Annotated in this window: 24 protein-coding genes and 1 pseudogene; 16 read left to right on the top strand and 9 right to left on the bottom strand. The window is 74.5% G+C overall.

Annotated elements, in window-relative coordinates; genetic code table 11:
• Positions 1 to 3: 3 nt before the first annotated feature.
• Positions 4 to 771, bottom strand: a complete 768-nt coding sequence (locus tag ABD340_RS17285) for an ABC transporter ATP-binding protein (protein WP_344589993.1) — start codon at positions 769 to 771, stop codon at positions 4 to 6.
• A 344-nt stretch (positions 772 to 1115) separates the two neighbouring features.
• Between ABD340_RS17285 and ABD340_RS17280 the strand changes: the two genes are divergently transcribed.
• Genes ABD340_RS17280 through ABD340_RS17265 form a run of 4 tightly spaced genes read left to right on the top strand, consistent with a single transcriptional unit; the run spans position 1116 to position 5201 of the window.
• Positions 1116 to 2186, top strand: a complete 1071-nt coding sequence (locus ABD340_RS17280; protein WP_344589992.1) for a glycosyltransferase 87 family protein — start codon at positions 1116 to 1118, stop codon at positions 2184 to 2186.
• Entirely contained in the window at positions 2171 to 3286 is a 1116-nt protein-coding gene (locus ABD340_RS17275; protein WP_344589991.1) for a glycosyltransferase family 4 protein, read from the top strand. Before ABD340_RS17280 ends, ABD340_RS17275 begins: the two co-directional genes overlap by 16 nt.
• Positions 3283 to 4563 (top strand): sensor histidine kinase, encoded by a 1281-nt coding sequence (locus ABD340_RS17270; RefSeq protein WP_344589990.1) that lies wholly within the window; start codon positions 3283 to 3285, stop codon positions 4561 to 4563. The genes ABD340_RS17275 and ABD340_RS17270 overlap by 4 nt, the downstream gene beginning before the upstream one ends.
• On the top strand, positions 4551 to 5201 hold the full coding sequence (locus ABD340_RS17265; protein WP_344589989.1) for a response regulator: 651 nt from the start codon (positions 4551 to 4553) through the stop codon (positions 5199 to 5201). Before ABD340_RS17270 ends, ABD340_RS17265 begins: the two co-directional genes overlap by 13 nt.
• On the opposite strand, the gene ABD340_RS17260 is transcribed toward ABD340_RS17265, so the two are convergent.
• Together ABD340_RS17260 and ABD340_RS17255 are read right to left on the bottom strand one after the other, a co-directional pair.
• Positions 5198 to 5983, bottom strand: coding sequence for an enoyl-CoA hydratase-related protein (locus tag ABD340_RS17260; protein ID WP_344589988.1), 786 nt, complete (start codon positions 5981 to 5983; stop codon positions 5198 to 5200). The genes ABD340_RS17265 and ABD340_RS17260 overlap by 4 nt on opposite strands.
• Complete coding sequence (locus ABD340_RS17255; RefSeq protein WP_344589987.1) at positions 5976 to 6818, bottom strand: PaaX family transcriptional regulator; 843 nt, start codon at positions 6816 to 6818, stop codon at positions 5976 to 5978. The genes ABD340_RS17260 and ABD340_RS17255 overlap by 8 nt, the downstream gene beginning before the upstream one ends.
• Before the next feature lie 158 nt (positions 6819 to 6976).
• Here ABD340_RS17255 and ABD340_RS17250 point away from each other — a divergent pair, with 158 nt between their 5' ends.
• Both ABD340_RS17250 and ABD340_RS17245 read left to right on the top strand, forming a co-directional pair.
• Positions 6977 to 7144 carry a DUF3117 domain-containing protein gene (locus ABD340_RS17250; protein ID WP_083952185.1) on the top strand — a complete coding sequence of 56 codons (168 nt, stop codon included), beginning with the start codon at positions 6977 to 6979 and terminating at the stop codon, positions 7142 to 7144.
• Positions 7145 to 7242: 98 nt separating this feature from the next.
• A complete protein-coding gene (locus ABD340_RS17245) occupies positions 7243 to 8730 on the top strand; it encodes a leucyl aminopeptidase family protein (RefSeq protein ID WP_344589986.1) in 1488 nt (495 codons plus the stop codon).
• A 19-nt stretch (positions 8731 to 8749) separates the two neighbouring features.
• On the opposite strand, the gene ABD340_RS17240 is transcribed toward ABD340_RS17245, so the two are convergent.
• Together ABD340_RS17240 and ABD340_RS17235 are read right to left on the bottom strand one after the other, a co-directional pair.
• Positions 8750 to 9355: a hypothetical protein gene (locus ABD340_RS17240; RefSeq protein WP_344589985.1), complete on the bottom strand. Its 606-nt coding sequence runs from the start codon at positions 9353 to 9355 to the stop codon at positions 8750 to 8752.
• Between the two features lie 34 nt (positions 9356 to 9389).
• Positions 9390 to 9992 carry an O-methyltransferase gene (locus ABD340_RS17235; protein WP_344589984.1) on the bottom strand — a complete coding sequence of 201 codons (603 nt, stop codon included), beginning with the start codon at positions 9990 to 9992 and terminating at the stop codon, positions 9390 to 9392.
• A gap of 255 nt (positions 9993 to 10247) precedes the next feature.
• Here ABD340_RS17235 and sigE point away from each other — a divergent pair.
• From sigE to ABD340_RS17210, 5 genes and pseudogenes are all read left to right on the top strand, one after another.
• A pseudogene (gene sigE, locus ABD340_RS17230) lies at positions 10248 to 10901 on the top strand (RNA polymerase sigma factor SigE); the annotation flags it as partial.
• 195 nt (positions 10902 to 11096) lie between these two features.
• On the top strand, positions 11097 to 11843 hold the full coding sequence (locus ABD340_RS17225; protein ID WP_344589982.1) for an anti-sigma factor family protein: 747 nt from the start codon (positions 11097 to 11099) through the stop codon (positions 11841 to 11843).
• Complete coding sequence (locus ABD340_RS17220) at positions 11840 to 13132, top strand: sigma-E factor regulatory protein RseB domain-containing protein (protein ID WP_344589981.1); 1293 nt, start codon at positions 11840 to 11842, stop codon at positions 13130 to 13132. The genes ABD340_RS17225 and ABD340_RS17220 overlap by 4 nt, the downstream gene beginning before the upstream one ends.
• 193 nt (positions 13133 to 13325) lie before the next feature.
• On the top strand, positions 13326 to 15287 hold the full coding sequence (locus ABD340_RS17215) for a S1C family serine protease (protein WP_344589980.1): 1962 nt from the start codon (positions 13326 to 13328) through the stop codon (positions 15285 to 15287).
• A gap of 105 nt (positions 15288 to 15392) precedes the next feature.
• On the top strand, positions 15393 to 15752 hold the full coding sequence (locus tag ABD340_RS17210; protein WP_344589979.1) for a sec-independent translocase: 360 nt from the start codon (positions 15393 to 15395) through the stop codon (positions 15750 to 15752).
• A gap of 127 nt (positions 15753 to 15879) precedes the next feature.
• On the opposite strand, the gene ABD340_RS17205 is transcribed toward ABD340_RS17210, so the two are convergent.
• The gene (locus ABD340_RS17205) at positions 15880 to 17019 is read right to left on the bottom strand and encodes an Mrp/NBP35 family ATP-binding protein (protein ID WP_344589978.1); all 1140 of its coding nucleotides are present in this window, start codon (positions 17017 to 17019) and stop codon (positions 15880 to 15882) included.
• A gap of 59 nt (positions 17020 to 17078) precedes the next feature.
• Here ABD340_RS17205 and ABD340_RS17200 point away from each other — a divergent pair, with 59 nt between their 5' ends.
• Positions 17079 to 17564 carry a MarR family winged helix-turn-helix transcriptional regulator gene (locus ABD340_RS17200; RefSeq protein WP_344589977.1) on the top strand — a complete coding sequence of 162 codons (486 nt, stop codon included), beginning with the start codon at positions 17079 to 17081 and terminating at the stop codon, positions 17562 to 17564.
• A gap of 39 nt (positions 17565 to 17603) precedes the next feature.
• On the opposite strand, the gene ABD340_RS17195 is transcribed toward ABD340_RS17200, so the two are convergent.
• Entirely contained in the window at positions 17604 to 18101 is a 498-nt protein-coding gene (locus tag ABD340_RS17195; RefSeq protein ID WP_344589976.1) for a DUF1003 domain-containing protein, read from the bottom strand.
• 44 nt (positions 18102 to 18145) lie between these two features.
• On the bottom strand, positions 18146 to 19522 hold the full coding sequence (locus tag ABD340_RS17190) for a magnesium transporter MgtE N-terminal domain-containing protein (RefSeq protein WP_344589975.1): 1377 nt from the start codon (positions 19520 to 19522) through the stop codon (positions 18146 to 18148).
• Positions 19523 to 19665: 143 nt separating this feature from the next.
• Between ABD340_RS17190 and ABD340_RS17185 the strand changes: the two genes are divergently transcribed.
• Both ABD340_RS17185 and ABD340_RS17180 read left to right on the top strand, forming a co-directional pair.
• A complete protein-coding gene (locus tag ABD340_RS17185) occupies positions 19666 to 20241 on the top strand; it encodes a carboxymuconolactone decarboxylase family protein (protein WP_344589974.1) in 576 nt (191 codons plus the stop codon).
• Positions 20238 to 21203: an RNA polymerase sigma-70 factor gene (locus ABD340_RS17180; RefSeq protein ID WP_344589973.1), complete on the top strand. Its 966-nt coding sequence runs from the start codon at positions 20238 to 20240 to the stop codon at positions 21201 to 21203. Before ABD340_RS17185 ends, ABD340_RS17180 begins: the two co-directional genes overlap by 4 nt.
• A gap of 16 nt (positions 21204 to 21219) precedes the next feature.
• On the opposite strand, the gene ABD340_RS17175 is transcribed toward ABD340_RS17180, so the two are convergent.
• Positions 21220 to 21759, bottom strand: a complete 540-nt coding sequence (locus ABD340_RS17175; protein WP_344589972.1) for a hypothetical protein — start codon at positions 21757 to 21759, stop codon at positions 21220 to 21222.
• A 43-nt stretch (positions 21760 to 21802) separates the two neighbouring features.
• Between ABD340_RS17175 and ABD340_RS17170 the strand changes: the two genes are divergently transcribed.
• Both ABD340_RS17170 and ABD340_RS17165 read left to right on the top strand, forming a co-directional pair.
• Positions 21803 to 22744: an HpcH/HpaI aldolase/citrate lyase family protein gene (locus ABD340_RS17170; protein ID WP_344589971.1), complete on the top strand. Its 942-nt coding sequence runs from the start codon at positions 21803 to 21805 to the stop codon at positions 22742 to 22744.
• Positions 22745 to 22923: 179 nt separating this feature from the next.
• Complete coding sequence (locus ABD340_RS17165; RefSeq protein WP_344589970.1) at positions 22924 to 24357, top strand: CPBP family intramembrane glutamic endopeptidase; 1434 nt, start codon at positions 22924 to 22926, stop codon at positions 24355 to 24357.
• Positions 24358 to 24364 lie beyond the last annotated feature (7 nt).

Here is a 24364-nt window from a genome sequence, read left to right as displayed (position 1 = left end):
CCGTCAGCCCTCCATCCGGCGCATCACGGCGTGCACGGCCTCGGTCGTGGGGGCGGCCAGCTCGTCCACGAGGTGGCCGTCGGCCAGGAACAGCACCCGGTCGGCGTGCGCCGCCGCCGCCGGATCGTGCGTCACCATGATCACGGTCTGCCGGTAGGCGTCCACCGCCGTGCGCAGGAAGCCCAGCACCTCCGCGCCGGACCGGGAGTCGAGGTTGCCGGTGGGCTCGTCGGCGAACAGCACCTCCGGACGGGTCAGCAGGGCCCGCGCCACCGCCACCCGCTGCTGCTGCCCGCCGGACATCTCGGCGGGCCGGTGCCCGAGCCGCTCGCGCAGCCCGAGCGCGTCCACCAGCGTGCCGAACCACTCCGGGTCCGCGCGCCGCCCGGCCAGCCGGCCGGTCAGCCGGATGTTCTCCTCGGCGGTCAGCATCGGCAGCAGGTTGAACGACTGGAACACGAACCCGAGCCGGTCCCGGCGCAGCTTGGTGAGCCGGGTCCGCGACAGCCGGGTGAGGTCCACCTCGCCGATCAGCACCCGGCCGGAGGTGACCGTGTCCAGCCCGGCCAGGCAGTGCAGCAGCGTCGACTTCCCGGAGCCGGACGGCCCCATGATCGCGGTGAACTGGCCGCGGGTGAACGACGCCGACACACCCCGGAGCGCCGCCACCGCCCCTTCCCCTGAGCCGTAGGTCCGGACGAGATCGATAGCGGCGGCCACCTGGTCCTCGTGGACCAGGCCCGGGGCCGTCGCGGCGGATGTGAATGCCATGCCACAACCCAACGCCAGAAGGGCATGCGGCCACATTGGCGCGGACCGGAGATGTCGTCCTGGGGCCAGCCCTACTCAGGACCGGTGGAGCCCGGAGGTAGACCTGGCCCTACCTCCAAGTCGGCGGCCTGACCTAGAGATCTCCACGCGCCGCCACGGTTGCCTGGACTGAACGCGAATGCCCAGTTCACAGCCCAACCCCTCGGAGCGGAAAATCCATGACGTCGTCCCTTGCCCTCGTGCCATCCCACGCCCCGCCCAGGGGCACACCTGCGAAAGGGCGGCGACGATCCTCTCCTGCCGCCGAGCCCGCGCTCTACGCGGGGTTCGCCGTCTTTGCCGCTGTGACGGCCGTCGTTACCGGTCTTGCGCCGCATCGGGCTTGGGGGGCCGTTGCCGCTGTCGGGTACGGGCTCGGCGCGTTCGCCGCGCTCCTGCCCTGGGGGCGGCGGCACCCGACGTTCGTCGCCGGTGGGGTGCTCTCGGCCGCGGTGCTGCTTCCGCTGGCCGTCCTGATCGGTACGGGCCAGGCGCAGCCGGAGGTCGGTGTCGTGCAGCGCTCGGGCGTCCAACTGCTGGAACATGGCACGCCCTACCTTGGGCAGCTTGAGTTGGCGGCGCAGGGCGGCTACGAGGCGTACAACCCCTACCTGCCCGGGATGTCGTTGCTCGGCCTGCCCTGGGCGATCGCGGGAGTGGACGCGCGGCTGCTCTTCGGCGGAGTCTTCCTGCTGACGCTGGCCGCGAGCGGCGCGCTGCTGCATGGCCAGGGCTGGAAGCGTCCGTTGCTCCTGCTGGCCGCGTCGCCGCTGGTCGGGCTGCCGCTGGCCGTGGGCGGGGACGATCTGCCCGTCATCGGGCTGGTGTGCCTGGGCCTCGCGCTGGCCGTGCGGGACCGTCCCGGAGCGGCCGGTCTGGCCATCGGGCTGGCCGCGGCGCTCAAGGCCACGGGCTGGCCGGCCCTGCTGGTGTGCCTGGTCCTCGTGCACACCCGGGGCCGCACGGCCAGGTACGGGGTCGCGGCGGCCGCCGTCCTGGCGGGCGGGGTGCTGCTCCCGGCGCTTGTCGACCCGCGCGGGTTCCTTCTCAACGTCGTCGAGTTCCCGCTCGGGCTCGCCGGCGTGGCCTCGCCCGCCGACAGCCCGCTGCCCGGCCGCCTGCTCGCCGACCTCGGCCCCCATGGCCACGCCGCGGCCCTGGCGCTGCTCGGCCTGGCCGCGCTCGCGATGGCCGCCTCGCTGCTGCTGCGGCCCCCGGCCGACGCCCGGCAGGCCGCGTACCGGCTGGCCCTCGGGCTGCTGCTGGCCACCGCGCTGATGCCCGCCACCCGCTGGGGCTACCTGGTCTACCCGGCCGTCCTCGCCCTCTGGGCCCCTCGCCGGAAGAAGGAGGACGAGCTGTGCCTCGTTGCCTGATCATCACCAACGACTTCCCGCCCCGCCAGGGCGGCATCGAGACCTTCGTGTACGAGGTGGCCCGCCGCTTCCCGCCGGACGAGGTGGTCGTCTACACCTCGTCCGAGCCGGGCGCCGGGGACTTCGACGCCGCTCTGCCGTTCCCCGTCGTCCGCGATCCCGCGCACACTCTGCTCCCGACCCCGCGGGTCGCCCGTGTGGCGCGGGACCTGGCCGCCGTGCACCGCTGCGACAGTGCCTGGTTCGGCGCCGCCGCCCCGCTCGGGCTGCTGGCGGGACGGCTCGGGCTGCCCTCCGTCGCCACCACCCACGGCCACGAGATCTGGTGGGCGACCGTGCCCGGCCCCCGCCAGGTGCTGCGCCGCATCGGCGACCGGGCCGGGATCGTCACCTACCTGACCGAGCACACCCGCGCCAGGATCGCGCCCGCGCTCGGCCCGCGCGCCCGCACCGAACGGCTGGTGCCCGGCGTGGACGCCGAGGCCTTCCGCCCGGACCTGGACGGCGCCGCGGTCCGGTTCCGGCACCGGCTCGGGGACCGGCCGGTCGTCCTGAGCGTCGGGCGGCTCGTCCCGCGCAAGGGGCACGACCGGCTCGTCCAGGCGATGCCGCTGGTCCGCGAGGCCGTGCCGGACGCCACGCTGCTGATCGTCGGCGCCGGCCCGCAGGACTTCTGGCTGCACGGCCAGGCCGGCGAGGGCGTGGTCCTGGCCGGCGGTCGCCCGCACGCCGAGCTGCCGCCGTACTACGCCGCCGCCGACGTGTTCGCGATGCCGTGCCGCTCCCGCCGCCTCGGCCTGGAGACCGAGGGGCTCGGCATCGTCTACCTGGAGGCCGCTGCCGCGGGACTGCCGGTGGTGGCGGGCGATGCCGGCGGTGCGCCCGAGGCGGTGCGGGACGGCGAGACCGGCCACGTCGTCGACGGCACCTCCACCGAGGCGATCGCCGCGCGCCTCATCGAACTCCTGGACGACGCCCCAGGGCGCGCCGAAATGGGGCGGAAGGGCCGCGCCTGGGTGCAGGAGGAGTGGAGCTGGGACGCCTCGTACCGGCGGCTTCGTGAACTCCTGCGCCGTGCGTCCTCTACGGTCGGGGCATGATCCAGCAGCATCGGCGGGGCCGGGACGGGGTCTGGCGGGCCTTGGCGGGCAATCCGCTGCGGTTCCTGCTGTCGTCGTGGCCCTGGCGCTCGCTGGCCTACATCGTGACGGGCCCGCTTGTCGCCGCGGTGTGGCTGGCGGTCGCGGCCGCCCTGATCTTCGCCGGGATCCTGCTGGCACCGCTGGTGATCGGGCTCGTGCTGCTGGCGCTGGTGCCGGTGTCGGCGGTCGGGTACGCGGCCGTCGAGCGGCGCCGGGCGCGCTGGCTGGACCCCAGGCCCGCCCCCACCCCGCACCGCGTGCCCATCAGGCCCGGCCTGCGCCCCTGGCTGTCCTTCCGGCTCCGTGAGGCGGCGACCTGGCGGGAGTTCGGGTACGCGCTGCTGGCGTCCCTGCTGGCCTTCGTGGACGTCGCCGTGCCGTTCGTGCTTTTCGTGGGCTCGACGGTGGCGGTGGGGGCGCCCGCCCTGGTCGCCGGCGGCGACCAGCTCATGTACGGCAGCGCCGGAACCGTCGACCGCCAGGCCGAGGCGTGGCCGGTCGCGGCGGTCGGCGTCGCCCTCTTCCTCGTCTCCCTGTACGCCCTCGCGGCGCTGGCCGGGGGGCGTGCCGCGCTGGCCCGCGTGCTGCTGGTGCGTCCCGTGGACGAGGAGCTGGTGGAGGTGCGCGCCTCGCGGGCCCGGATGTCCGACGCGTTCGAGGCCGAGCGCCGCCGGATCGAGCGGGACCTGCACGACGGCGCCCAGCAGCGGCTCACCGGCCTGATCATGACGCTGGGCCTGGCCCGGCTGGACGGCGCCGACCCGGAACTGATCGACAAGGCGCGGGCGGAGGCCAGGGCCGCGCTGGCGGAGCTGCGCGACCTGGTCCGCGGCATCCACCCCTCGGTGCTCACCGACCGCGGCCTGGCCGCCGCCGTCGAGTCCCTGGCCGAACGGTCCGCGATCCCCGTCGAGGTGCGCGCGGACCTGCCCGCACGCCCGCCCGAGAGCGTCGAGTCGGCCGCCTACTTCGTGGTCGCCGAGGCCCTCGCCAACGTCGCCAAGCACAGCGGCGCCGCGCGCGCCCGCGTCACCCTCCGCGTCGCTCCCATTCCGCATGGGCCCGCGCTGGTCGTCGAGGTCTGGGACGACGGCGCCGGCGGCGCGGACCCGGGCGGCGGCAGCGGGCTGCAGGGCCTGGCCGACCGGGTCTCTGTGCACGACGGCACGCTCCGGGTCTCCAGCCCGCCCGGAGGCCCTACGATCCTGCGAGTGGAGATCCCATGCGCGTCGTGATCGCCGAGGACTCGGTGCTGCTGCGGGAGGGGCTCGGCCAGATCCTGGCCCGCTTCGACCACCGGGTCGTCGCGGCCGTGGCCGACGCGCCCGCGCTGGCCGCCGCCGTCGCCGAGCACGAACCCGACATCGTCGTCACCGACGTGCGGATGCCGCCCGGCTTCCGCGACGAGGGGCTGCGCGCCGCCCTCGCGCTCCGCGCCGACCGCCCCGGCCTGCCCATCCTCGTCCTGTCGCAGTACGTCGAGCAGTCCTACGCCGCCGACCTGCTCCAGACCGGCGACGGCGTCGGCTACCTGCTCAAGGACCGGGTCGGCGAGGTCACCGAGTTCGTCGAGGCGCTCGACCGGGTCGCCGCCGGCGGCACCGTCATCGACCCCGACGTCGTCCGCGGCCTGCTGTCCCGCCGCACCGGGGGCACGCCGCTGGAGCGGCTGTCCGGCCGGGAGCGCGAGGTGCTCACGCTGATGGCCGAGGGCCGCTCCAACGGCGCCATCGCCCGCGCGCTCGTCGTCTCCGAGGCCGCGGTGATCAAGCACGTCGGGTCGATCTTCACCAAGCTCGACCTGCACCAGACGCCCGACGACCACCGGCGCGTGCTGGCCGTGCTGACCCTCCTGCGGGACGCGTCCCGCTAGCGGCCTTCGAAGACGGGCTGCTGCTTCTTCAGGAACGCCTCGGTCGCGTTGCGGTGGTCGGCGGTCTTCTCGCACTCGTCCTGGAGCACCGCCTCCCGCTCCAGCGAGGAGCCCAGGTCGTGCGCGGCGGCGTGGTCGAGCGCGGCCTTGACGGCGGCGAACGCACGCGTCGGCCCGGCGGCCAGCCCGCGCGCCAGCTCGACCGCCGCCGGCGCGAGCTCGTCGGCCGGCACCACCCGGCTCACCAGGCCCAGCTCCAGTGCCTCCGGCGCCTTCACCGGCTCGGCCAGCAGCAGCAGCTCGGCCGCCTTCGCCCGGCCCACCAGGCGCTGCAGCGTCCACGACATCCCGCTGTCCGGAGCAAGCCCGATCTTGGTGAACGCGGTCGCGAACGACGCCTTCTCCGACGCGACGACCAGATCGCACGCGAACGCCAGTGCCGCCCCGGCGCCCGCCGCCACCCCGTTCACCGCCGCGAGCACCGGCTTGGGCATCGTCGCCAGCGCCTCGACGACCGGGTTGTAATGCTTGCGGACGGTGTCGTCCAAACCCTTGCCGGCGGCCAGGTTGTCGGCGTGCTCGCGCAGGTCCTGACCGGCGCAGAAGGCCCGCCCGGCACCGGTGAGGATCACCGCCCGCACCGCCGCGTCGCCCGCCGCGCGCTCCACGGCCCCGCCCAGCGCCTCCTTCATCTCCACCGTCAGCGAGTTCATCGCCTCGGGCCGGTCCAGTGTGATTGTGGCCACACCATCGGTCAGGTCGTACCGCACCGTCTCAGACACCCTGGTCCTCGCCTTCTCCGTGCCCGACCCGCTCGCGCGGATCCTCCAGGCAACGATCGACGAAACGGGAGGCCGCGGGCAAGAGACGCGCGGCGGCGTCGTCGAAGAAGCGGGCGGCCAGCGCCCCCGGCCACTCGGGCGGCAGCAGGTCCGCGGGCAGCCCCGGATCCTGGAAGAGGAACTTGCGCCACTCGTGGACGAGCCTGCTGCGCACCGCGAACGCCCGCTCGTCGGTGTCGGCCGGGCTGCGGTCCAGCAGCCTCCCGGCGTCGGCCAGCCAGCGTTCGTAGGCGCGGGCCAGACCGTCCAGGTCCCAGGCGCGGGCGACCAGGCCGTGCGCGTCCCCCTCGTAGGACGAACGGAACCGCTCCGCCCGTACCGACTCGGCTGCCAACAGCGGGTCCAGTTCCGGGTTGGCGCGCGGGCCGATCCACGTCGTCTCGTCCAGCCGGGCGTAGCCCAGATACGCCAGGCCCGCCGCGAGGCGCTCCCGGCGGGCCCGGTCCTTGACCCGGTCCACCACCAGGACGTGCCAGAGGCCGTCCCAAGGGCCGAGATCGCGGTAGATCCGGTGCGCGGCCTCGTCCAGGCGCCGCACGGCACGCGGCGTCAGCGCGTACCCGGGCACGTGCCCCGGGCCGCCGCCCGGACCCCTGGGCAGCCGCACCGGCTCCAGCCACTCCTGCCGGACCATCCGGGACACCGCGGTGCGGACGGCGGGCGCGGCCACGTCCAGCGCGGCCAGCAGCCTGACCAGGGCCGCGACCGGGGCCCGGCCGCCGCGTTCGCGGAGGTGGTCGCCGTACAGATCGAACAGCGCCGAGCGAGCGTTCATGTAGGTAGTCTCCTGGCCTCCGCGAGCTGATCGTTACCACTTCGCGCCCTGGACACGGGATAATGAACCACTACTGATGACGCGGATGCGACAGGCGGCCACGCGGCCAACGGTGCCCGGAGGCCCCACGCGGCCCTAGGCAGGAAGGGGATGCACGCATGGCGGCGATGAAGCCGCGGACGGGAGACGGTCCGCTCGAAGTGACCAAGGAGGGGCGCGGAATCGTCATGCGTGTCCCGCTGGAAGGCGGTGGTCGCCTAGTGGTCGAGCTGTCCGCCGATGAGGCCAAGGAGCTCGGCGAGGCGCTCAAGCAAGTCGTGGGCTGAGCCCGAGGGCGGGGGCCCGCGCCCGGTTCACCGGAGCGCCGGCCCCCGGCCCGGGGCTGCCGTCGAACGCCGAACCAGATCTGGGGGGACCCACCACCATGCCCATCGAGACCCGGGTGACGGGCGCCGGAACGGACGTCCTGGAGGCGGCCGTCCGGCTGGGCGCCGAAGCGGTGGCGGTCCCGGTGCGGTCCGGCCCGGCGGCGCCCGCGACCCCGGTCGCCGGCGCGCTGCCCTGCACGCTGGACGAGCTGCTCTCCCTGCACCGTGCCAAAGGCGAGGCGGGGGAGATCGTCTCCACCTCGGCACGGATCGGCGACAAGCCGCGCGAGCTGCTGCTGTACGGCGTCGGCGCGGGCGGTCCCGCCGAGCTGCGCCGGGCGGGCGCCGCGCTCGCCCGCCGCGGCCGCGGCCGGACCGCCCTGGCCGCGCAGGCCCCGGACGCCGATCCGGCGGGCCTGGCCGCGTTCGCGGAGGGCGCCCTGCTCGGCGCCTACACGTTCAAGATCGGCGCACCGCCCGCCCGGCCCGCGCTCGAGACCCTGGCGCTGACCGGCACCGACCCCGCCGCCCTCGACGCCGCCGTCGAGCGCGGCGCGCGGATCGCGGGGGCCGCGGCGCTGGCCCGCGACCTGGCCAACACCCCGTCCGGCGAGAAGGACCCGTCCTGGCTGGCCGACCGGGCCGAGGAGATCGGCGCCGCGGCCGGTCTCGCGGTCCGGGTCCGCGGCGAGAAGGAGCTGGCCGAGGGCGGCTTCGGCGGCCTGCTCGCGGTGGGCGCGGGGTCCGCCCGCCCGCCCCGCCTGATCGAGCTGTCCTACCCCGGTGCCGGCGGCGCCGAGGCCACCGGACGGCACGTGGTGCTGGTCGGCAAGGGCATCACCTTCGACACCGGGGGCCTGTCGCTCAAGCCCAACGAGGGCATGAAGACCATGAAGACCGACATGGCCGGCGGCGGCGTCGTCATGGCGGTCATGAGCGCGCTGCGCGACCTCGGCGTCCGCGACCGGGTGACCGGGCTGGTGGCGGCCGCGGAGAACATGCCGTCCGGGTCGTCGATGCGCCCCGGCGACGTGATCACCCACTTCGGCGGCACCACCTCCGAGGTCCTCAACACCGACGCCGAGGGGCGGCTGGTCCTGGCCGACGCGCTCGCCTACGCCGACGCCGAACTGGCCCCCGACGCCGTCGTCGACGTCGCCACCCTGACCGGAGCCGCCAAGGTGGCGCTGGGCCTGCGGCACGGCGCGCTGTTCGCCGGTGACGACGCGCTCGCCGGGGCGCTGACCGAGGCGGGCGCGACCGCGGGCGAGCCGCTGTGGCGGCTGCCGCTGGTCGAGGACTACCGGCGGGCGATCGATTCGGACGTGGCCGACGTCGCCAACATCGGGCGCGGCGGCCTCGGCGGCGGCGCCATCACCGCGGCCCTGTTCCTGCGCGAGTTCGCCGGCGACCGGCCCTGGGCCCACCTGGACATCGCCGGGCCCGGCCGCGCCGCCTCCGACGACGGCGAGCTGAGCAGGGGCGCCACCGGCTTCGGCGCCCGGCTGCTGCTGGCCTGGCTCACCGGGGCGGCCGCGTCCTGACCGGGGTCCCGCCGGCGGGTCACCGCTTGCGGCGGTCGATCACCGGGATCTCCCGGCGGCGGCGCGCCTGCGAGACGATCTCCCGCAGCGGGGCGTCCCAGCCCGGTTCCACCGCGAAGCACCACGGCGCCGCCTCGGCCGTCGCGGGGACGTCGGTCAGGGTCAGCGCCACCAGCTGCGGCCGTTCCGCCGTACGGGCCATCTCCATCAGCTCGTCCGACGGCAGGAAGACCAGGTAGTCCTGCTCGCCCCCGCGGGTGCCCGGCACGCCCCGGCGCAGCGCCGTCATCGCCGCGATCCGCGACCAGGGCAGCAGCCGGTCGGCTCGGCGCGGCAGCGGCCAGCGGGCGGGCCTGCACACCCCTTCGTCGGTCAGCTCCAGCACGGGCCGCCGCCCCAGCAGCCGCCCGGCCGCGCCCAGCAGCCCCACCCCGAACACCGCCAGGCCCATCGCCCCGAGCACCGCGAACACCGCGCCGCCGGTGCCGCCGCCGCGGATCAGCCCGCTCGCGACGAACCCGGCCGAGGCCAGCACCAGGATCAGGAAGGCGATCAGCTGTCCGGACGCGCGCCAGGTCGCCCTGATCCGCACCTGGAACGTCCCGCCACCGCCCGCTCCGCCCATGGATCCAGGTCCCCTCTCGAGGTGGCCTCGCCGCCTAGTCGCGTTTGAGCGCGCAGAGCAGGCCGTCGCCCAACGGGAGGAGCAGCGGCACCAGCCGCTCGTCGTCGCGGACCATGGCGTTCGCCTCGCGGACCGCCACGGTGTCGGGGTCGCGGTTGGACGGGTCGGCCACCCGGTGGTGCCACAGCGCGTTGTCGAACGCCACCACCCCGCCCGGGCGCAGCAGCCGCAGCGCCGCCGTCAGGTACTCGGGGTACTCGCGCTTCAGCGCGTCGCAGAAGACCATGTCGTACGCGCCGTCGGTGAGGCGCGGCAGGACCTCCAGCGCCCGTCCCGCGATCATCCGGGTGCGGGAGGCGCCCAGCCCGGCCTCGGCGTAGGCCTGCTTGGCCAGCCGCTGGTGCTCGGGCTCGACGTCGACGCTGGTGAGCACCGCGTCCCTGGCCATGCCGCGCATCAGCCAGATCCCGGAGACGCCGCAGCCGGTCCCGATCTCCACGACCGTGCGCGCCCCGATCAGGGATGCCAGGAAGCGCAGCGCCGCCCCGCCGGCCGGGCCGATCGGCTGCGCGCCGACCTCCTCGCCGCGGCGCCGCGCGTTCAGTAGCGGCTCGTCCTCGCGGACGAACTCCTCCACGTAGGCCAGGGTGGCCTGAATGGCGTCGATGGCTGCCTCCTCGCGGGACCCCCGCCTGGCTCATGCTGGAAAGACCATATCGCTGGTCGGGAACCAACCGGCCGTTCAGCGCGTTGTAGCCAGTGATCGCGCCGACCCATCGGGGGCCGGCGAGATCTTGATAGTCGAGCTCGGTACAGAACCGCCCCAGCCCAGGCGCGACCGTGTCGTTCCCAAGCGACAGCATTGGCCATCAGAGAGGAACAGCCCGGCACCATGGGAGTCGCAGCACTGACATTTAAGGGCGCGGTGGGGGTCGGCCCCCGGCAGGGCGGCGGTCTCGCCGCCGCGACCGGAAGAGGCCGGGCGGCCGCGGCGGCGCGGGAGAACGCCCCCGACGCCGAGTGGGCGCCGCCCTCCTGGGACGAGGTGGTCCGCGAGCACTCCGGCCGGGTGTACCGGCTCGCCTACCGGCTGACCGGCAACCAGCACGACGCCGAGGACCTCACGCAGGAGGTCTTCGTCCGGGTGTTCCGTTCGCTCTCGAACTACACCCCGGGCACGTTCGAGGGCTGGCTGCACCGGATCACCACCAACCTTTTCCTCGACATGGCGCGCCGCCGCCAGCGGATCCGCTTCGAGGGGCTGGGCGACGACGCCGCCGAGCGGCTGCAGGGCCGCGAGCCCACGCCCGCGCAGGCGTTCGACGACCGCAACTTCGACGCCGACGTCCAGGCGGCGCTGGACGCGCTGGCGCCCGAGTACCGCGCGGCCGTGGTGCTGTGCGACATCGAGGGCCTGTCGTACGAGGAGATCTCGGCCACGCTGGGCGTCAAGCTCGGCACCGTGCGCAGCCGCATCCACCGGGGGCGGGCGCAGCTGCGGGCGGCCCTGGAGCACCGCGCGCCGCGCCGCCGCGCCGCCGCCGGCGCGACCGTGGCCGATGCGGTCGCCGCCGAGGAACCGGTCGTGTCCGACGGGCAGCTGGTCGGGGCGCGCGCCGAGGCCGCGGGCGCCGTCCCGGCGACGGGTCCCGCCGGGCCACGGAACCGCGCGATGCCCGAGGGTGCGTGACCGGGCAGGGGCGAGAGACTGCGCGAGACTGGAACGGAACTAAGGAGCCGCGTGAGTTGTCTGGGGGAGCGTCTGACCGCTCTGGTCGACGGTGAGCTGGGGCACGAGGATCGCGACCGCGCGCTCGCCCATCTCGCCGGCTGCGAGCGCTGCCGGTCGGAGGCCGACTCGCTGCGCCGCCTCAAGGGCAGGCTGCGCGACCTCGGCGGGCTCCCGGCCGGCGACGGCGCCGACGACCTCCCCTCCGGTGACTTCATGGCCCGGCTGCGCGGCCTGGCCCAGCCGGACGCCGGGACTCCCGGCCCACCCGAATCCCCCGGCCTGTCCGAACCCGGCGATCCCCGGTGGGGCGCCGGCGCACCCGGACGTGATCTCGGCCACGACCCTCGACTCGACCCCCGCCGCGACCCGGATGGCGACCCCGCCGGCCGCGGGCCCGGCGAACCGCCCGCGCCCCCGTCGCCGGGCGCACGGCCACAGCGGGGGGTCGGCGCGTCCTCGGTGCTGTCGCGTCCCCGCGACAACCGGCCGGCGGGCCGTGCGGCCCTCGCCGGCGGCGCCGGGAGCGTCGCGACGGTCGGCCGGGGCTCCACGCGCCGCTATCTCGCCGTCGGAGCGGCCGGCCTGGTGATCGGGCTCGGCGCGGCTTCGTACGCCGCGGGAGCCCAGCCCGAGCCGCCGACGGTCAGCCCCGCCTTCGACCGGTTCGCCGTGGAGCACGCTGTGACCTCGGGCGATGTGCCGATGACCGATCCGGTCGACGGGCGCACCTCGGTCCCGCCCGCCACGGAGCCGTGATCGCGCGGATCCCGGCCGGGGGGCCAGGGCGGCGGATGCGCGCCGTGCTGGCGTGCGGGATCGCCGGAGCGCTGGCCGTGGCGGCCGCCCTGGCCGGCGACGTGGAGAACGCACGGCGCGCCCGCAACGACCCCGACGCGGTACGGCTGCTCCGGGCGGCGGCGGACGCCGCGGTCCGCGTGCGCTACACCGGCACGCAGTACCTCACAACCTGGAACGCCTCAGGCCAGGCCACCCACCGCGTCAAGGTGGAGCACACCCCCGGCGACGGCACCTACTTCACGCCCGATCCCGCCGGCGGGGCGCCCGACACCGCGCCCAACACCGAGGGGCCGTCCGCGCGACCGTCCCCGCAGACGAGCACGCAGGTCCGGACGCCGGGCCGGGGCGGTGCCCGGACGGGCGGGCCCGCCGTGCCGTCCCAGGACGCCAGGCGGACCTACCAGCCCGACAACCTGCCCGTATGGGGCGGGTCCGTGGGCTTCACCTCAGACATCCTGGGGCTGCTCATCCGCAACTACGAGGTCGTCCGCGGCCCCGAGGCCGTGGTCTGCGGCCGCCGCGCCCGCGTGGTGGAGGCCCGCCGCCCCGACGGCACCGCCGCGGGGCGCTTCTGGATCGACGCCGCGACCGGCCTCATGCTGCACCGCGAGCTGATCGACACGCGGGGCCGCGCGGTCGCGGCGGCGGGCTTCAGCGAGCTGCGCCTGTCGCCGGACGACGGCGGGGGCCGGCCGCTGGCGATGACCTCCACCAAGTCCCCGGTGCCGGCTCGCACCTCCGGTCCGGTTCCGGCCACCCTTCCGTGGGCCGACCGTCTCGAGGACGCGGAACTGGCCGCCCTGCGCGATCAGGGCTGGCCGGTCCCGGGCGCCCTGCCCGGACGGCTGACGCTGTACGACGCGCGCCGTCCCGTCCCGGCGGAGAAGAGACCCGGGAAATCGACGCCCAAGCCCAAGGCCGCGGTCGAGAACGGGGTCGTGCACCTGAGCTATTCCGACGGCCTCGCCGCCGTGTCGGTGTTCGTCCAGCGCGGGAGCCTCGACGAGAAGGCCTTCAGCGGTTGGCGGCGCAGCACCGCGCGCGGTCGGCCCGTGTTCCGGCGCGATTCGCTGCAGCACTGGGCGGTCTGGGAGCGGGACGGCTATGTTTTCACGGTCTTGACCGATGCCCCGCCGGCCACGGCGGACTCCGTGGTGAACTCCCTCCCGCACGGCGAGGACGCCTTCCGGGCGCGGCTGGGACGCGGGTTCCGCAAACTCACGTCCTGGATCAATCCGTTCGGCTGAGGCGCGGGCGGACGGGTTGCCGACGGGGACGAGGGTGGATTGGGCGAATTACGGGGATGTCCGGGGAATAGGGTCATGGAGCCTATTGTGGGATGGGCCCGTGAAACGGGGACTCGGGCCTTTTATGCTCATCACACGCCCGGCTGGGCAGGATGAGCGCATTGACGAGAACCATGCTCGGTAGGAGATGGGGATGACGGAAGAGAGCCGCGGGCCGGGCAGGCCGTCGTCGGAGGACGACGACCTCCTCCCGGGTCTCGGGCACGGCCGGCGCGACGCGGCCGGCACGGGGGCCACGGCGGACGGCCGGGAGGCCGTGGACGGTCCCCAACAGGCAAGCGATCTCGATGATGTTCCAGTGGACGACCCTCCGCCCGCCGGCCCGGAGACGGGCCAGGCCGGGCAGCCGGCGGGCCCCGGCCTGAGTCTGGACAAGGACCGCGAGCCCGGTGCGGGGGCGGCCGACGACGATCCGGCCTGGTCGCCCGCCCCGGGATCTCCCGGGGTGGCCGACCAGCTGGTCGCGGGCTTCGCCCCACCGGACTCCTACACCCGCGACACCGACATCCCGGCGCCGCCGCCGGCGACGGCGATCGACCAGCCGCTCTCCGCGGGCCCAGGCGGTCCCGGAAGCCCTGGCGGTCCCGGTGGGCCGGGTGCGGGTCCAGGCGCGGGTGAGCCGGTCGGGCATGAGATGGTCCCGGACGGGATCGTCCCGGACGGCCCCGTGCCGCCCGGCCCAGGGCCCGACCAGGGGCGCCATCGGCCCGGCTTCGTCCCGCACGGCTACGAGCCCGAAGGACGGATGCCCGCGGCCCACCAGCAGCCCGGCGACCCGCGCGCGGGCGGCCAGGGCACTCCCTACGGCTGGCCGCCGCAGCAGTCGCCGCAGCCTCCGCCGCTCGCCGGGCGTCCCCCGGCCGGCGGCCCGCCTCCGGGCGCCGTGCCGATGGGCATGCCGCCGGGCGGCCCGCGGCCGATGGGACCGCCCGGCGGTCCCGGCCAGCCGCCGGGCGGGGTGCCCAACTGGGCCCCGGTGCCCTCGCTGCCGTCCGCCTCGCGCGGCGCCCCCGGCCTGGGCGCGCTGGCCGTGGTCGCGCTGATCGTGGCGCTGGTCGCGGGCGGTCTCGGCGCCGGCATCGGGGTGATGGCCACCGGCGACGGCAGCGGGCCCGGCTCGGTGAGCCTCGGCGGCGACAACTCCGGGCAGGTCAAGAACCGTCCCCCGGACTCGGTCGCGGGGGTGGCCCAGAAGGTGCTGCCCAGCGTCGTGATGATCCGCGTGTCATCGGGCGGCGAGGGCGGTACCGGCGGTACCGGCTTCATCGTCAACGGCGGCTACATCATCACCAACAACCACGTGGTGGCCCAGGGCGGCGACATCCAGATCGTCTTCAACGACAAGAAGACGCTGCCCGGCACGATCAAGGGCCGCGACCCCCGCTCGGACATCGCCGTGCTCAAGCCGGAGGGCCAGCACACGCTGCCCCCGCTGACGCCCGGCAACTCCGACCAGCTCGCGGTCGGCGACCCGGTGATCGCGATCGGCTCGCCGCTGGGGCTGCAGGGCTCGGTGACCACCGGCATCGTCAGCTCGCTGAACCGCGCCGTCCCCACCGGCGGCGAGGGCGGCGGGGAGACCGCGTTCCTGAACGCGATCCAGACCGACGCGGCCATCAACCCGGGCAACTCCGGCGGCCCGCTGGTCGACGGCAAGGGCCGGGTCATCGGGATCAACACCGCGATCGTCAGCCTGGGCGGCGGCATGGGCGGCCAGGGCCAGGCCGGCAACATCGGGCTCGGCTTCGCCATCCCGATCAACCAGGGCAAGCGGGTCGCCGAGGCGATCATCAACACCGGCTCGGTCAAGCAGGCCATGATGGGCGTCGTGCCCGACCCGCGCTACCAGCAGGGCGGCGCGCGGATCATGGAGCAGGCCACCGGCGGGCAGGAGCCGGTGACCAAGAACGGCCCGGCCGACAAGGCCGGCCTGAAGCCCGGCGACGTGATCACCAAGATCGACGGGCGGCCGATCGAGGACGCCACCGACCTGATCGCGCTGATCCGCAGCAAGGCCCCGGGCGACCAGGTCAAGGTGACCTACACGCGCGGCGGCAAGGAGGCCACCGCCGACGTCACGCTCGCGTCGGGCTGACCGGCCCGTCCCGGCGACCGGTAGGCCGGCTGATCGGGAAGGCCGGATACGCTGGGGGGACCGGGCCGTTCAGGTCCGGCCCCCTGGGTGTTCGTGGAGGTCGGGTTGTTCGACGTCGGACTGGGCGAGATGCTGGTACTCGTCGTCCTCGCCCTGGTCATTTTCGGTGACAAGCTGCCCCAGGCGGCCGGTCAGGCGGGCCGGGCGCTGCGGCAGCTGCGCCAGATGGCCAACAGCGCCAAGGCCGACCTCCAGGACGGGCTCGGCCCGGAGTTCAAGGACTTCGACGTCGCCGATCTGAATCCCAAGACGTTCGTCCGCAAGCACCTCTTCGAGGACATCGACGACGACGTGCGCGCCAACTCCAAGGACGGCGGGATCTTCGACGACGAGCCCGCCTACGCGGTGGCGCCGGGCGGCCTGGAATACGGCGAGCGGCCCCCGTTCGACAACGAGGCCACCTGAACCACCTGAGGCGCTGAGCGCCGGCACGAGAAACGCCCGTGGACGGGAGCCGGGAGGCTCCATCCGTCCACGGGCGTTCGCGTTTGCGGTGGGACGCCGTCTCAGTGGCGCTTGTCAGTGTCGCTTGTCAGTGGCGCTTAGGAGAGATGCCGAGCGACATCCCGGCCAGGCCGCGGGAGCGCCCGGCCAGCGAGTCGGCCATCTTGCGCAGTTCCTTGGCCGCCTCGGCGTCGGGCTCGGCCAGCACCAGCGGCTCGCCGTTGTCGCCGCCCTCGCGCAGCCGCGCGTCGATCGGCACCTGGCCCAGCAGCGGCACCCGGGTGCCGAGCGTCTCGGTCAGCGCGTCGGCCACGGTCTGCCCGCCGCCGGAGCCGAAGATGTCCTGCCGCTCGCCGCAGTGCGCGCAGGTGAGGTAGGACATGTTCTCGATCACGCCGACCACCTGCTGGTGGGTCTGCGCGGAGATGGCGCCGGCCCGCTCGGCCACCTCGGCGGCCGCCTGCTGCGGCGTGGTGACCACCAGGATCTCCGCCGAGGGCAGCAGCTGCGCGACCGAGATCGCGATGTCGCCGGTGCCGGGCGGCAGGTCCATCAGCAGGATGTCGAGGTCGCCCCAGTAGACGTCGGAGAGGAACTGCTGGAGCGCCCGGTGCAGCATCGGGCCGCGCCACACCACCGGCTGGTTCCCGGCGGTGAACATGCCCACCGAGATCACCTTCACGTCGTGCGCGGACGGCGGCATGATCATGTCCTGGACCTTGGTCGGCGGGGCGTCCACGCCCAGCATCCGCGGCACCGAGTGGCCGTAGATGTCGGCGTCGACCACGCCCACCTTGCGGCCCTGCGCGGCCAGCGCGGCCGCCAGGTTCACCGTGATCGAGGACTTGCCCACCCCGCCCTTGCCGCTGGCCACGGCGTACACCTTGGTCAGCGAGTTGGGCTTGGCGAACGGGATCTCCTTCGCCGGCTCGCCGCCGCGCAGCTTGGTCTGCAGCGCCTTGCGCTGCTCCTCGCTCATCACGTCCAGCTCGACCGCGACCGACGAGACTCCCGCCAGCCGGGCCACGGCCTCGGTGACGTCCCGGGTCAGCGTCTCCTTCATCGGGCAGCCGGCCACGGTCAGGTAGAGCCCGACGCGCACCGCCCCGTCCGCCGCGATGTCGACGCTCTTGACCATGTCGAGCTCGGTGATGGGCTTGCGGATCTCCGGGTCGTTGACCGTGGCGAGTGCCTCGGTCACCTGCTCCGTCGTCAACTGGGAGGCCATGACCCCATGGTATGAACTGACGGGCCATGCCCGCGAACCCGGCCCGCTACGATCGGTGCGTGACCACCCGGACCGGTTCCATCTCCGCCGAGGAACTCACCGTCTGGCGCGCGATGCTGCGCACCCAGGTGCGGATCTCCCGGCGGCTCCAGGCCGATCTGCTGGCCGGCCACGACCTGGCCCTGGCCTCCTACGACGTGCTGACCCGGCTGGGCGAGGAGCCCGGCGGGCGGCTGCGGATGAACGACCTGGCCGACCGGGTGCTGCTGTCGCGCAGCGGGCTGACCCGGCTGGTCGACCGGCTGCAGCGGGAGGGCCTGGTGGAGCGGGAGTCCTGCGACAGCGACGCGCGCGGCCTGTACGCGGTGATCACCCCGCGGGGGCGGACCCGGCTCGCCGAGGCGGGCCCCACCTACCGGCGCGGCGTCCGGGACTACGTGCTGAGCCGCCTGGACGAGGCCGACCTCCGGGCGCTCGCCCTCATCATGAGCAAGCTGGCCGACGATCCGGTCCTGGACGCCGGCCCCGCCGCCCTGCCCGGCTGACGACGGCGCCCGTACGGGCCGCCGGTCACGGGCCGCCGGTCAGGAGAGCGTGGGGTGGGACTCCCTGCGCTCCCCGTCCAGCTCCCTGAGCATCTGCTGAAGCTCCGAGCGCAGGAAGTCGCGGGTCGCCACCTCGCTGACCGCCAGCCGCAGCCCCGCGATCTCCCGGGTGAGGTACTCGGTGTCGGCGATGCTGCGCTCGTTGCGGGCCCGGTCCTGCTCGTACTGGATCCGGTCGCGGTCGCCCTGCCGGTTCTGCGCCAGCAGGATCAGCGGCGCCGCGTAGGAGGCCTGCAGCGAAAGCATCAGCGTCAGGAAGATGAACGGGTACTCGTCGAAGCGCAGAAAGGGCGGCGCCAGCACGTTCCACCCGATCCACACCGCGACGAACGCGGTCATGTAGACCAGGAACCGGGCCGTGCCCAGGAACCGGGCGATCCGCTCCGAGAGCCGACCGAACGACTCCGGATCGTAATGCGGGCGGGGCAGCAGGCCGCGGCGCGGTTCGAGCGGCTGGTCCAGGCGTGGCGTCGTCATGAGTGCGTCCCCCCGAGTCGTGCTGCCGATGATCGTGCCGGTGGTCATGCCGGTGGTTCCGCGGGCCCGCCGTCCGGGCCGGTGCGGGCGCCGCGCAGCGCCTCCTCCTCCGGGTCGGCGGCGTGCTCAGGGGCGGCCTCCATCGCGCTCTCCCGCCAGTCCGCGGGCAGCAGGTGGTCGAGCACGTCGTCGATGGTGACCGAGCCGAGCAGATGCCCGTTCTCGTCCACGACGGCGCCCGCCACCAGGTTGTAGGCGGCCAGGTACGTCGCCACGGTCTGCAGCGACATGGTGGGCCGCAGCGGGTCGAGGCCGCTGTCCACGATCCCGCTGACCAGGGTCCGCGGGGGCTCGCGCAGCAGCCGCTGGAAGTGCACGGTGCCCAGGTAGCGGCCGGTGGGCGTGGCGCTGGGCGGACGGCACACGTACACCTGGGCGGCCAGCGCCGGGTTGAGGTCGGGGTTGCGGATCTGCGCCAGCGCCTCGGCCACCGACGCGTCCGGCGGCACCACCACCGGGTCGCTGGTCATCAGGCCGCCCGCGCTGTCGTCGGCGTAGGTCAGCAGCCGCCGCACCGGGGCGGCGTCCTGCGGCTCCATCAGGGTCAGCAGCCGCTCGCGCTGCTCGGTGGACAGCTCGCCGAGCAGGTCGGCGGCGTCGTCGGGGTCCATGGCCTCCAGCACGTCGGCGGCCCGCTCCGCCTCCAGCCGGTTCAGGATCTCGATCTGGTCGTCCTGCGGCAGCTCCTCCAGCACGTCGGCCAGCCGCTCGTCGTCCAGCGCGGCCGCGACCTCGCCGCGCCGTTTGGCCGACAGCTCGTGCACGACGCCGGCCAGGTCGGCGGGCTTCATCCGGTCGAACGCGGCGATCAGCCCGGCGGCGCCCTGGCCGTGCTCGACGGCCGAGAAGCCGTGCGTCGCCTCCCAGTCCACGACCATCGTCTCGCCGTACTTGCGCAGCCTGGCCGCCCGGCCCCGGCCGGCCCGCCCGCCCTCGCGCGCCCCGCGGCCCCGGATGCGGCGCACGGCCACCTTGTTCACCAGCCAGTCCCGGGTGCGGGTGGGCTCCATCGCCACGTCCACCACCGCGACGGGCTCGTCGGTCTCGGCCAGCCGGACGGTGCGGTCCAGCATCTCGGCGATCACCAGCGTCTCCGCCTCGCGCTGCTGGAACCGGCGCACGTTGAGCCTGCCGTCGAAGACGATCGCGTCCGCCTCGATCACGGTGACCCGGGTGATCGGCACGAACACCGGGCGGCGCGCCGAGACCTCCACCACCAGCCCCAGCACCCGCGGCGGCCGGGTGCCGAGCCGCAGCGCCACCACGACATCGCGGACCCGGCCCACCTGGTCGCCGGCCGGGTCGAAGACGGCGATTCCGGCGAGCCGCGCGATGAACACCCGCGCCGGGACTCCGGTCATGGCACGGAGGCTACCCACGAACAAAGCCGTCATCCGATGCCCACCCGGCCACCGGGGAAGGGATGTCACATACGGCCCGGTTCGCCCGTCAACGCTGGTGACGTCCCGCGAAGGACACCGGGACCGTGGAACGGAGGACCGTGATGACCCGCATCTCCCTGGACCCGCCGCGGACGCTGCGCTACCGCCTGGCCTCCTGGATCACCCGCCGCAAGTTCGGCGCCGAGCTCGACCCGGCCCGCGCGATGGGCCACCACATGGGCGTCTCCACCGGGTACGCGATGCTGGAGATGCGGGCGCTGCGCTGGAAGGCGGTGCCGCACCGGCTCAAGGACCTGGCCCTGATGGCCGCCTCGGTCAAGATCGGCTGCTCGTGGTGCGTGGACTTCGGCACCTGGGAGGCCAACACGCACGGCGTCCCGCCGGCGAAGCTGGAGGCCGTCCCGGCCTGGCGGGACAGCGACCTGTTCGACGAGGACGAGCGGCTGGTGATGGAGTACGCCGAGGCGATGAGCGCCGATCCGCCCGCGGTGACCGACGAGCTGACCGCCGCGCTGCGCCGGTACCTGGACGAGCGGCAGCTGGTGGAGTTGACGATGATGGTGGCGTTGGAGAACCTGCGCTCGCGCTTCAACGCGGCGGCCGGGCTGGCCGGTCAGGGCTTCAAGGACCGCTGCGAGATCCCGGCGCGGCAGGAGAGCGAGGCGGCGCGGCGATGAGCCGAGCGGGCGGCGACGCGGTCGACGCGGGTGACGGTGCGGGTGACGGCGTGGGCGACGGCGTGGGCGCGCGGGAGGACGCGGCCTTCGGAGAGCACCGCAACCTGCTCTTCGCCGTGGCGTACCGGATGCTGGGGGGCGCGGCGGACGCGGAGGACACCGTCCAGGACGCCTGGCTGCGGTGGTCGGCGGTGGACCGCTCGCGGGTCGCCGATCCCCGCGCCTACCTGGTGCGCGTCACCACCAACCTGGCGCTGGACCGGCTCCGGTCCGCGCAGGCGCGGCGCGAGACCTACGTCGGCCCCTGGCTGCCCGAGCCGATGCTGACCTCGCCGGACGTCGCCGAGGACGCCGAGCTGTCGGAGTCGGTGTCGATGGCGATGCTGGTGGTGCTGGAGACGCTGAGCCCGCTGGAGCGCGCCGTCTTCCTGCTGAAGGAGGTGTTCGGGTTCCCGTACGCGGAGATCGCCGCGGCGCTGGACCGCTCCGAGACCGCGGTCCGGCAGCTGGGCACCCGGGCCCGCAAGCACGTGCAGGCGCGCCGGCCGCGGTTCGAGACCGACCGGCAGGAGCGCCGCGAGGTCACCGAGCGCTTCCTGGAGGCGTCGCTCGGCGGCGACCTCAACCGGCTCATGGAGGCGCTGGCACCCGACGTGGTGCTGTGGACCGACGGCGGCGGGAAGGTCAGGGCGGCGCGGCGCACCATCCACGGCGCGGCGAAGGTGGCGCGCTGGATGGTCGCGGTGACGGGGGTGCCGTACGCCGGCGTCCGGCCGGAGGACATGCGGATGCGGATCGCCGAGATCAACGGCGTTCCCGGTCTGGTCGTCGACGGCCCGGACGGTCCCATCGGCACGATCAGCCTGGACGTCGACGACCACGGCAGGGTCTCCGCGATCCATCTCGTCGCCAACCCCGACAAGCTGCGCGCGATCAGCGAGAACAGCCGGCTGCCGATGTGACCCCGGCCGGCGGGGCTCAGCGGTCGACTTTGCGGCGCCTGCCGCCGAGCAGGCGCGGCGGGGGACCGGCGGTCGTGGCCGGGCTCGGCACGGGACGCACGGTGGCGTACTCGTCCGAGTACCCGCCCGGCCCCTCGGTCACCTCCGCGGTCGGGGTGAGCCGGACGACGTAGGACTCCCGCGCCCAGCGCTCCAGCTGCCCCTCGTGGGTCTGGGCGTTCAGGCGGTCCTTCACGAGCAGCGGCGCCACCTCGTCCCACAGGTCGCTGCCCGGCTCCACCAGCGCGCAGGACGCCACGAACGAGATCAGCCGCCCGCCCTTGTCCTTGCTGCGCAGCGTCACCGGGACCCGCTCGGCCTCCGGCAGGCCGGGCAGCGGCTGCTCGCCCTCACCGCCGGTCAGAACGTAGGCGGAGCCGTCGTGCCACAGGTGCCAGGCGGCGCGCGGCTGCGGCAGGCCGGGCAGGTCCAGCCACAGCAGCCCCGACTTCTTGGCCGCCTCCTCCACCAGCGCCGCGCGGCCCTGGCCGGCGGCGTCGTTCTCACCGGCAGGCATACCGGCAGCGTCCCACAAAAAGCCGGTGGATAGCATCCGCCCCATGCGCTCGCGACGTACCACCCTGGCGGTTCCCGGCAGCAACCCCCGATTCATCGAGAAGGCCCAAGGGCTCCCGGCCGACGAGATCTTCCTCGACCTGGAGGACGCGGTGGCGCCCAGCGCCAAGGAGGAGGCGCGCAAGAACGTCGTCGCCGCGCTCAACGAGGGCGACTGGGCCGGGAAGATCCGCGTGGTGCGGATCAACGACCTGGAGACGCACTGGGCGTACCGCGACGTGATCGAGGTCGTGGAGGGCGCGGGCGCCGCGCTGGACTGCGTGATGCTGCCCAAGGTGCAGGACCCGTCCCATGTGCGGTGGCTGGACCGGCTGCTCACCCAGATCGAGGGGGCGATGGGGTTCGAGCCCGGCCGGATCGGGATCGAGGCGCAGATCGAGGACGCGCGCGGCATGGTCGCCATCGACGCGATCGCCGCGTCCTCGCCGCGGCTGGAGACCCTGGTCTTCGGGCCGGGCGACTTCATGGCCTCGATCAACATGAAGACGCTGGTGGTGGGGGAGCAGCCGCCCGGCTACACCGAGGGCGACGCCTACCACTACATCCTGATGCGCATCCTCATGGCCGCCCGCGCGCAGGACCTGCAGGCCATCGACGGGCCGTACTTCAACGTCCGGGACGTGGACGCCTTCACCCGGGCGGCCCGGCGGTCGGCGGCCCTCGGCTTCGACGGCAAGTGGGTGCTGCACCCCGCGCAGATCGACGCGGGCAACGAGGTGTTCTCGCCCACCCAGGAGGACTACGACCACGCGGAACTGATCCTGGACGCCTACGACCACTACACCCGGGTGGAGGGGCGCGGGGCGGCGATGCTCGGCGACGAGATGATCGACGAGGCGTCCCGCAAGATGGCCTTGGTGATCTCGGCGAAGGGGCGGGCCGCCGGTCTGGCCCGCACCTCGGCCTTCGAGCCTCCCGGCGCCTGAACCGGTGCCGGACCGCCGCCGGACCGGTGCCTGACCGGTGCCTGACCGGTGCCTGACCGGTACGAGCGGCGCCGACCGGCACGTACGCTCTATCCAAGGGAGCGGAGGTCGTGGGGATCCGGGGGGTTCTGAGATCCTCGCAGCGATCTCAATCAGCCGTCTCACCAGGGAGGTCGCGCGTGTCGGATCCGGCGGACAACGGCTGGGCTCCGCCCGATCCCCCCATGGGAGGCGAGACGCCGCCCGCGCAGGAGCCCGTGCAGGAGTCCGCGCAGGAGCCTCGGCCCGTCCCGCCGCCCATGTCCCGGCCCGCGCCTCAGGAGCCCGCTGCGGCGGGACAGGCGGCTCACCCTGCTCCGGCACCGGGCTGGCCCGAGCAGCAGCCCCAGACCGGCGCTCAGGGCTGGACGGGGGCGACCGGCGGCTACCCGCCGCCCTACCCCCAGGCCTACGGGGCACAGCCCGAGCCGTACGGAGGCCAGCCCTACGGCTACGGCACGCAGGGGATGCTCTATGCGGGCTACGGCGTGCCGGTCAAGCGCCCGTGGGTGGTGCCGACGCCGCCCGGATCGCCCTACCACCGCATGGCCCGTACGGCGGCGCACCGCTGGTGGCGTCCCTGGGCGGGCACCCTCGCGATCCTCTTCGGCGGCTTCGCCTCGGTGATCGTGCTCGGCATCGGCGCGATGATCGTCGCCACCGTGATCAACGGCGAGCCGCCCGCCGGGACCGGCCGGACCATCCTCGGCAACGACCTCGCCGATCTGGGCTTCAACCTGGCCGCGCTGGCGCTCTTCCTTCCGTTCGCGCTGCTGGTGCCCTGGTGGGTGCAGCGGCGCCGGCCCGGCACGCTGTCCTCGGTCGCCGGCCGGCTGCGCTGGCGCTGGCTGCTGCTCTGCTCGGGGCTCGCGCTGGGGTTCTGCGCGCTCTCGTTCGGCACCTCGTGGCTGGCGGGCCTGGTGGTGGACGACCCGTCCGCCGCCGACGAGCACTGGGTCGGCTGGGGACGGTTCCTGATGGCCGCCGCGATCATCGTGGCGCTGGTGCCGTTCCAGGCGACCGCCGAGGAGTACGTGTTCCGCGGCTGGCTGCTCCAGGCCGTCGGCGCGTGCACGCTGGAGACCCGCCGGGGACGCGTCGGACAGGCGTTCAGCGTGGTGTTCCGCACGCCGTGGCCGGGGATCCTGGCCGGTTCGATGCTGTTCACCTCCGGGCACGGCTACACCGGCTGGGGGATGCTCGACGTCTTCCTGTTCGGCGCGATCGCGGGCTGGATGACGGTGCGCAGCGGCGGCCTGGAGGCGGCGATCGCGCTGCACGTGCTCAACAACCTGATGGCGTTCCTGCTCCCGGCGGCCATGGGGCAGCTCGACATCGTGCAGGGCGCGGTGCCGTGGCAGTACGTCCTGGCCGACGTGGTGCCGATGCTGCTGTACGCGGCGGCGGTGGCGTGGCTGGTGCGGCGGCTGAAGATCCAGACCGTGGTGGCCGACCCGGCGGTCCCGGCCGCCGCCGGCCACGTCCCGCCGCCCGTGCCGGTGGACGGCGTGCCGGTGGACGGCGTGCCGGGCGCCGATCACGTCGGAGGGCACCGGCCGCTGGACGGCGCGTAGCGCGGTC

This window comes from Actinomadura vinacea (genome assembly GCF_039532545.1).
Taxonomy (GTDB): Bacteria; Actinomycetota; Actinomycetes; order Streptosporangiales; family Streptosporangiaceae; genus Spirillospora; species Spirillospora vinacea.
The sequence above is the reverse complement of the archived record's forward strand: the minus strand, read 5'-3'. Positions and strand labels throughout refer to the sequence as shown.

Bases quoted from the DNA above. Each gene is read 5' to 3' on its own strand.
- ABD340_RS17180 (WP_344589973.1), top strand. From the start codon at position 20,238: ATGAGCCGAGCGGGCGGCGACGCGGTCGACGCGGGTGACGGTGCGGGT.
- ABD340_RS17185 (WP_344589974.1), top strand. From the start codon at position 19,666: ATGACCCGCATCTCCCTGGACCCGCCGCGGACGCTGCGCTACCGCCTG.
- ABD340_RS17190 (WP_344589975.1), bottom strand. From the start codon at position 19,522: ATGACCGGAGTCCCGGCGCGGGTGTTCATCGCGCGGCTCGCCGGAATC.
- ABD340_RS17265 (WP_344589989.1), top strand. From the start codon at position 4,551: ATGCGCGTCGTGATCGCCGAGGACTCGGTGCTGCTGCGGGAGGGGCTC.
- ABD340_RS17245 (WP_344589986.1), top strand. From the start codon at position 7,243: ATGCCCATCGAGACCCGGGTGACGGGCGCCGGAACGGACGTCCTGGAG.
- ABD340_RS17270 (WP_344589990.1), top strand. From the start codon at position 3,283: ATGATCCAGCAGCATCGGCGGGGCCGGGACGGGGTCTGGCGGGCCTTG.
- ABD340_RS17205 (WP_344589978.1), bottom strand. From the start codon at position 17,019: ATGGCCTCCCAGTTGACGACGGAGCAGGTGACCGAGGCACTCGCCACG.
- ABD340_RS17255 (WP_344589987.1), bottom strand. From the start codon at position 6,818: ATGAACGCTCGCTCGGCGCTGTTCGATCTGTACGGCGACCACCTCCGC.
- ABD340_RS17195 (WP_344589976.1), bottom strand. From the start codon at position 18,101: ATGACGACGCCACGCCTGGACCAGCCGCTCGAACCGCGCCGCGGCCTG.
- ABD340_RS17215 (WP_344589980.1), top strand. From the start codon at position 13,326: ATGACGGAAGAGAGCCGCGGGCCGGGCAGGCCGTCGTCGGAGGACGAC.
- ABD340_RS17250 (WP_083952185.1), top strand. From the start codon at position 6,977: ATGGCGGCGATGAAGCCGCGGACGGGAGACGGTCCGCTCGAAGTGACC.
- ABD340_RS17240 (WP_344589985.1), bottom strand. From the start codon at position 9,355: ATGGGCGGAGCGGGCGGTGGCGGGACGTTCCAGGTGCGGATCAGGGCG.
- ABD340_RS17170 (WP_344589971.1), top strand. From the start codon at position 21,803: ATGCGCTCGCGACGTACCACCCTGGCGGTTCCCGGCAGCAACCCCCGA.
- ABD340_RS17285 (WP_344589993.1), bottom strand. From the start codon at position 771: ATGGCATTCACATCCGCCGCGACGGCCCCGGGCCTGGTCCACGAGGAC.
- ABD340_RS17175 (WP_344589972.1), bottom strand. From the start codon at position 21,759: ATGCCTGCCGGTGAGAACGACGCCGCCGGCCAGGGCCGCGCGGCGCTG.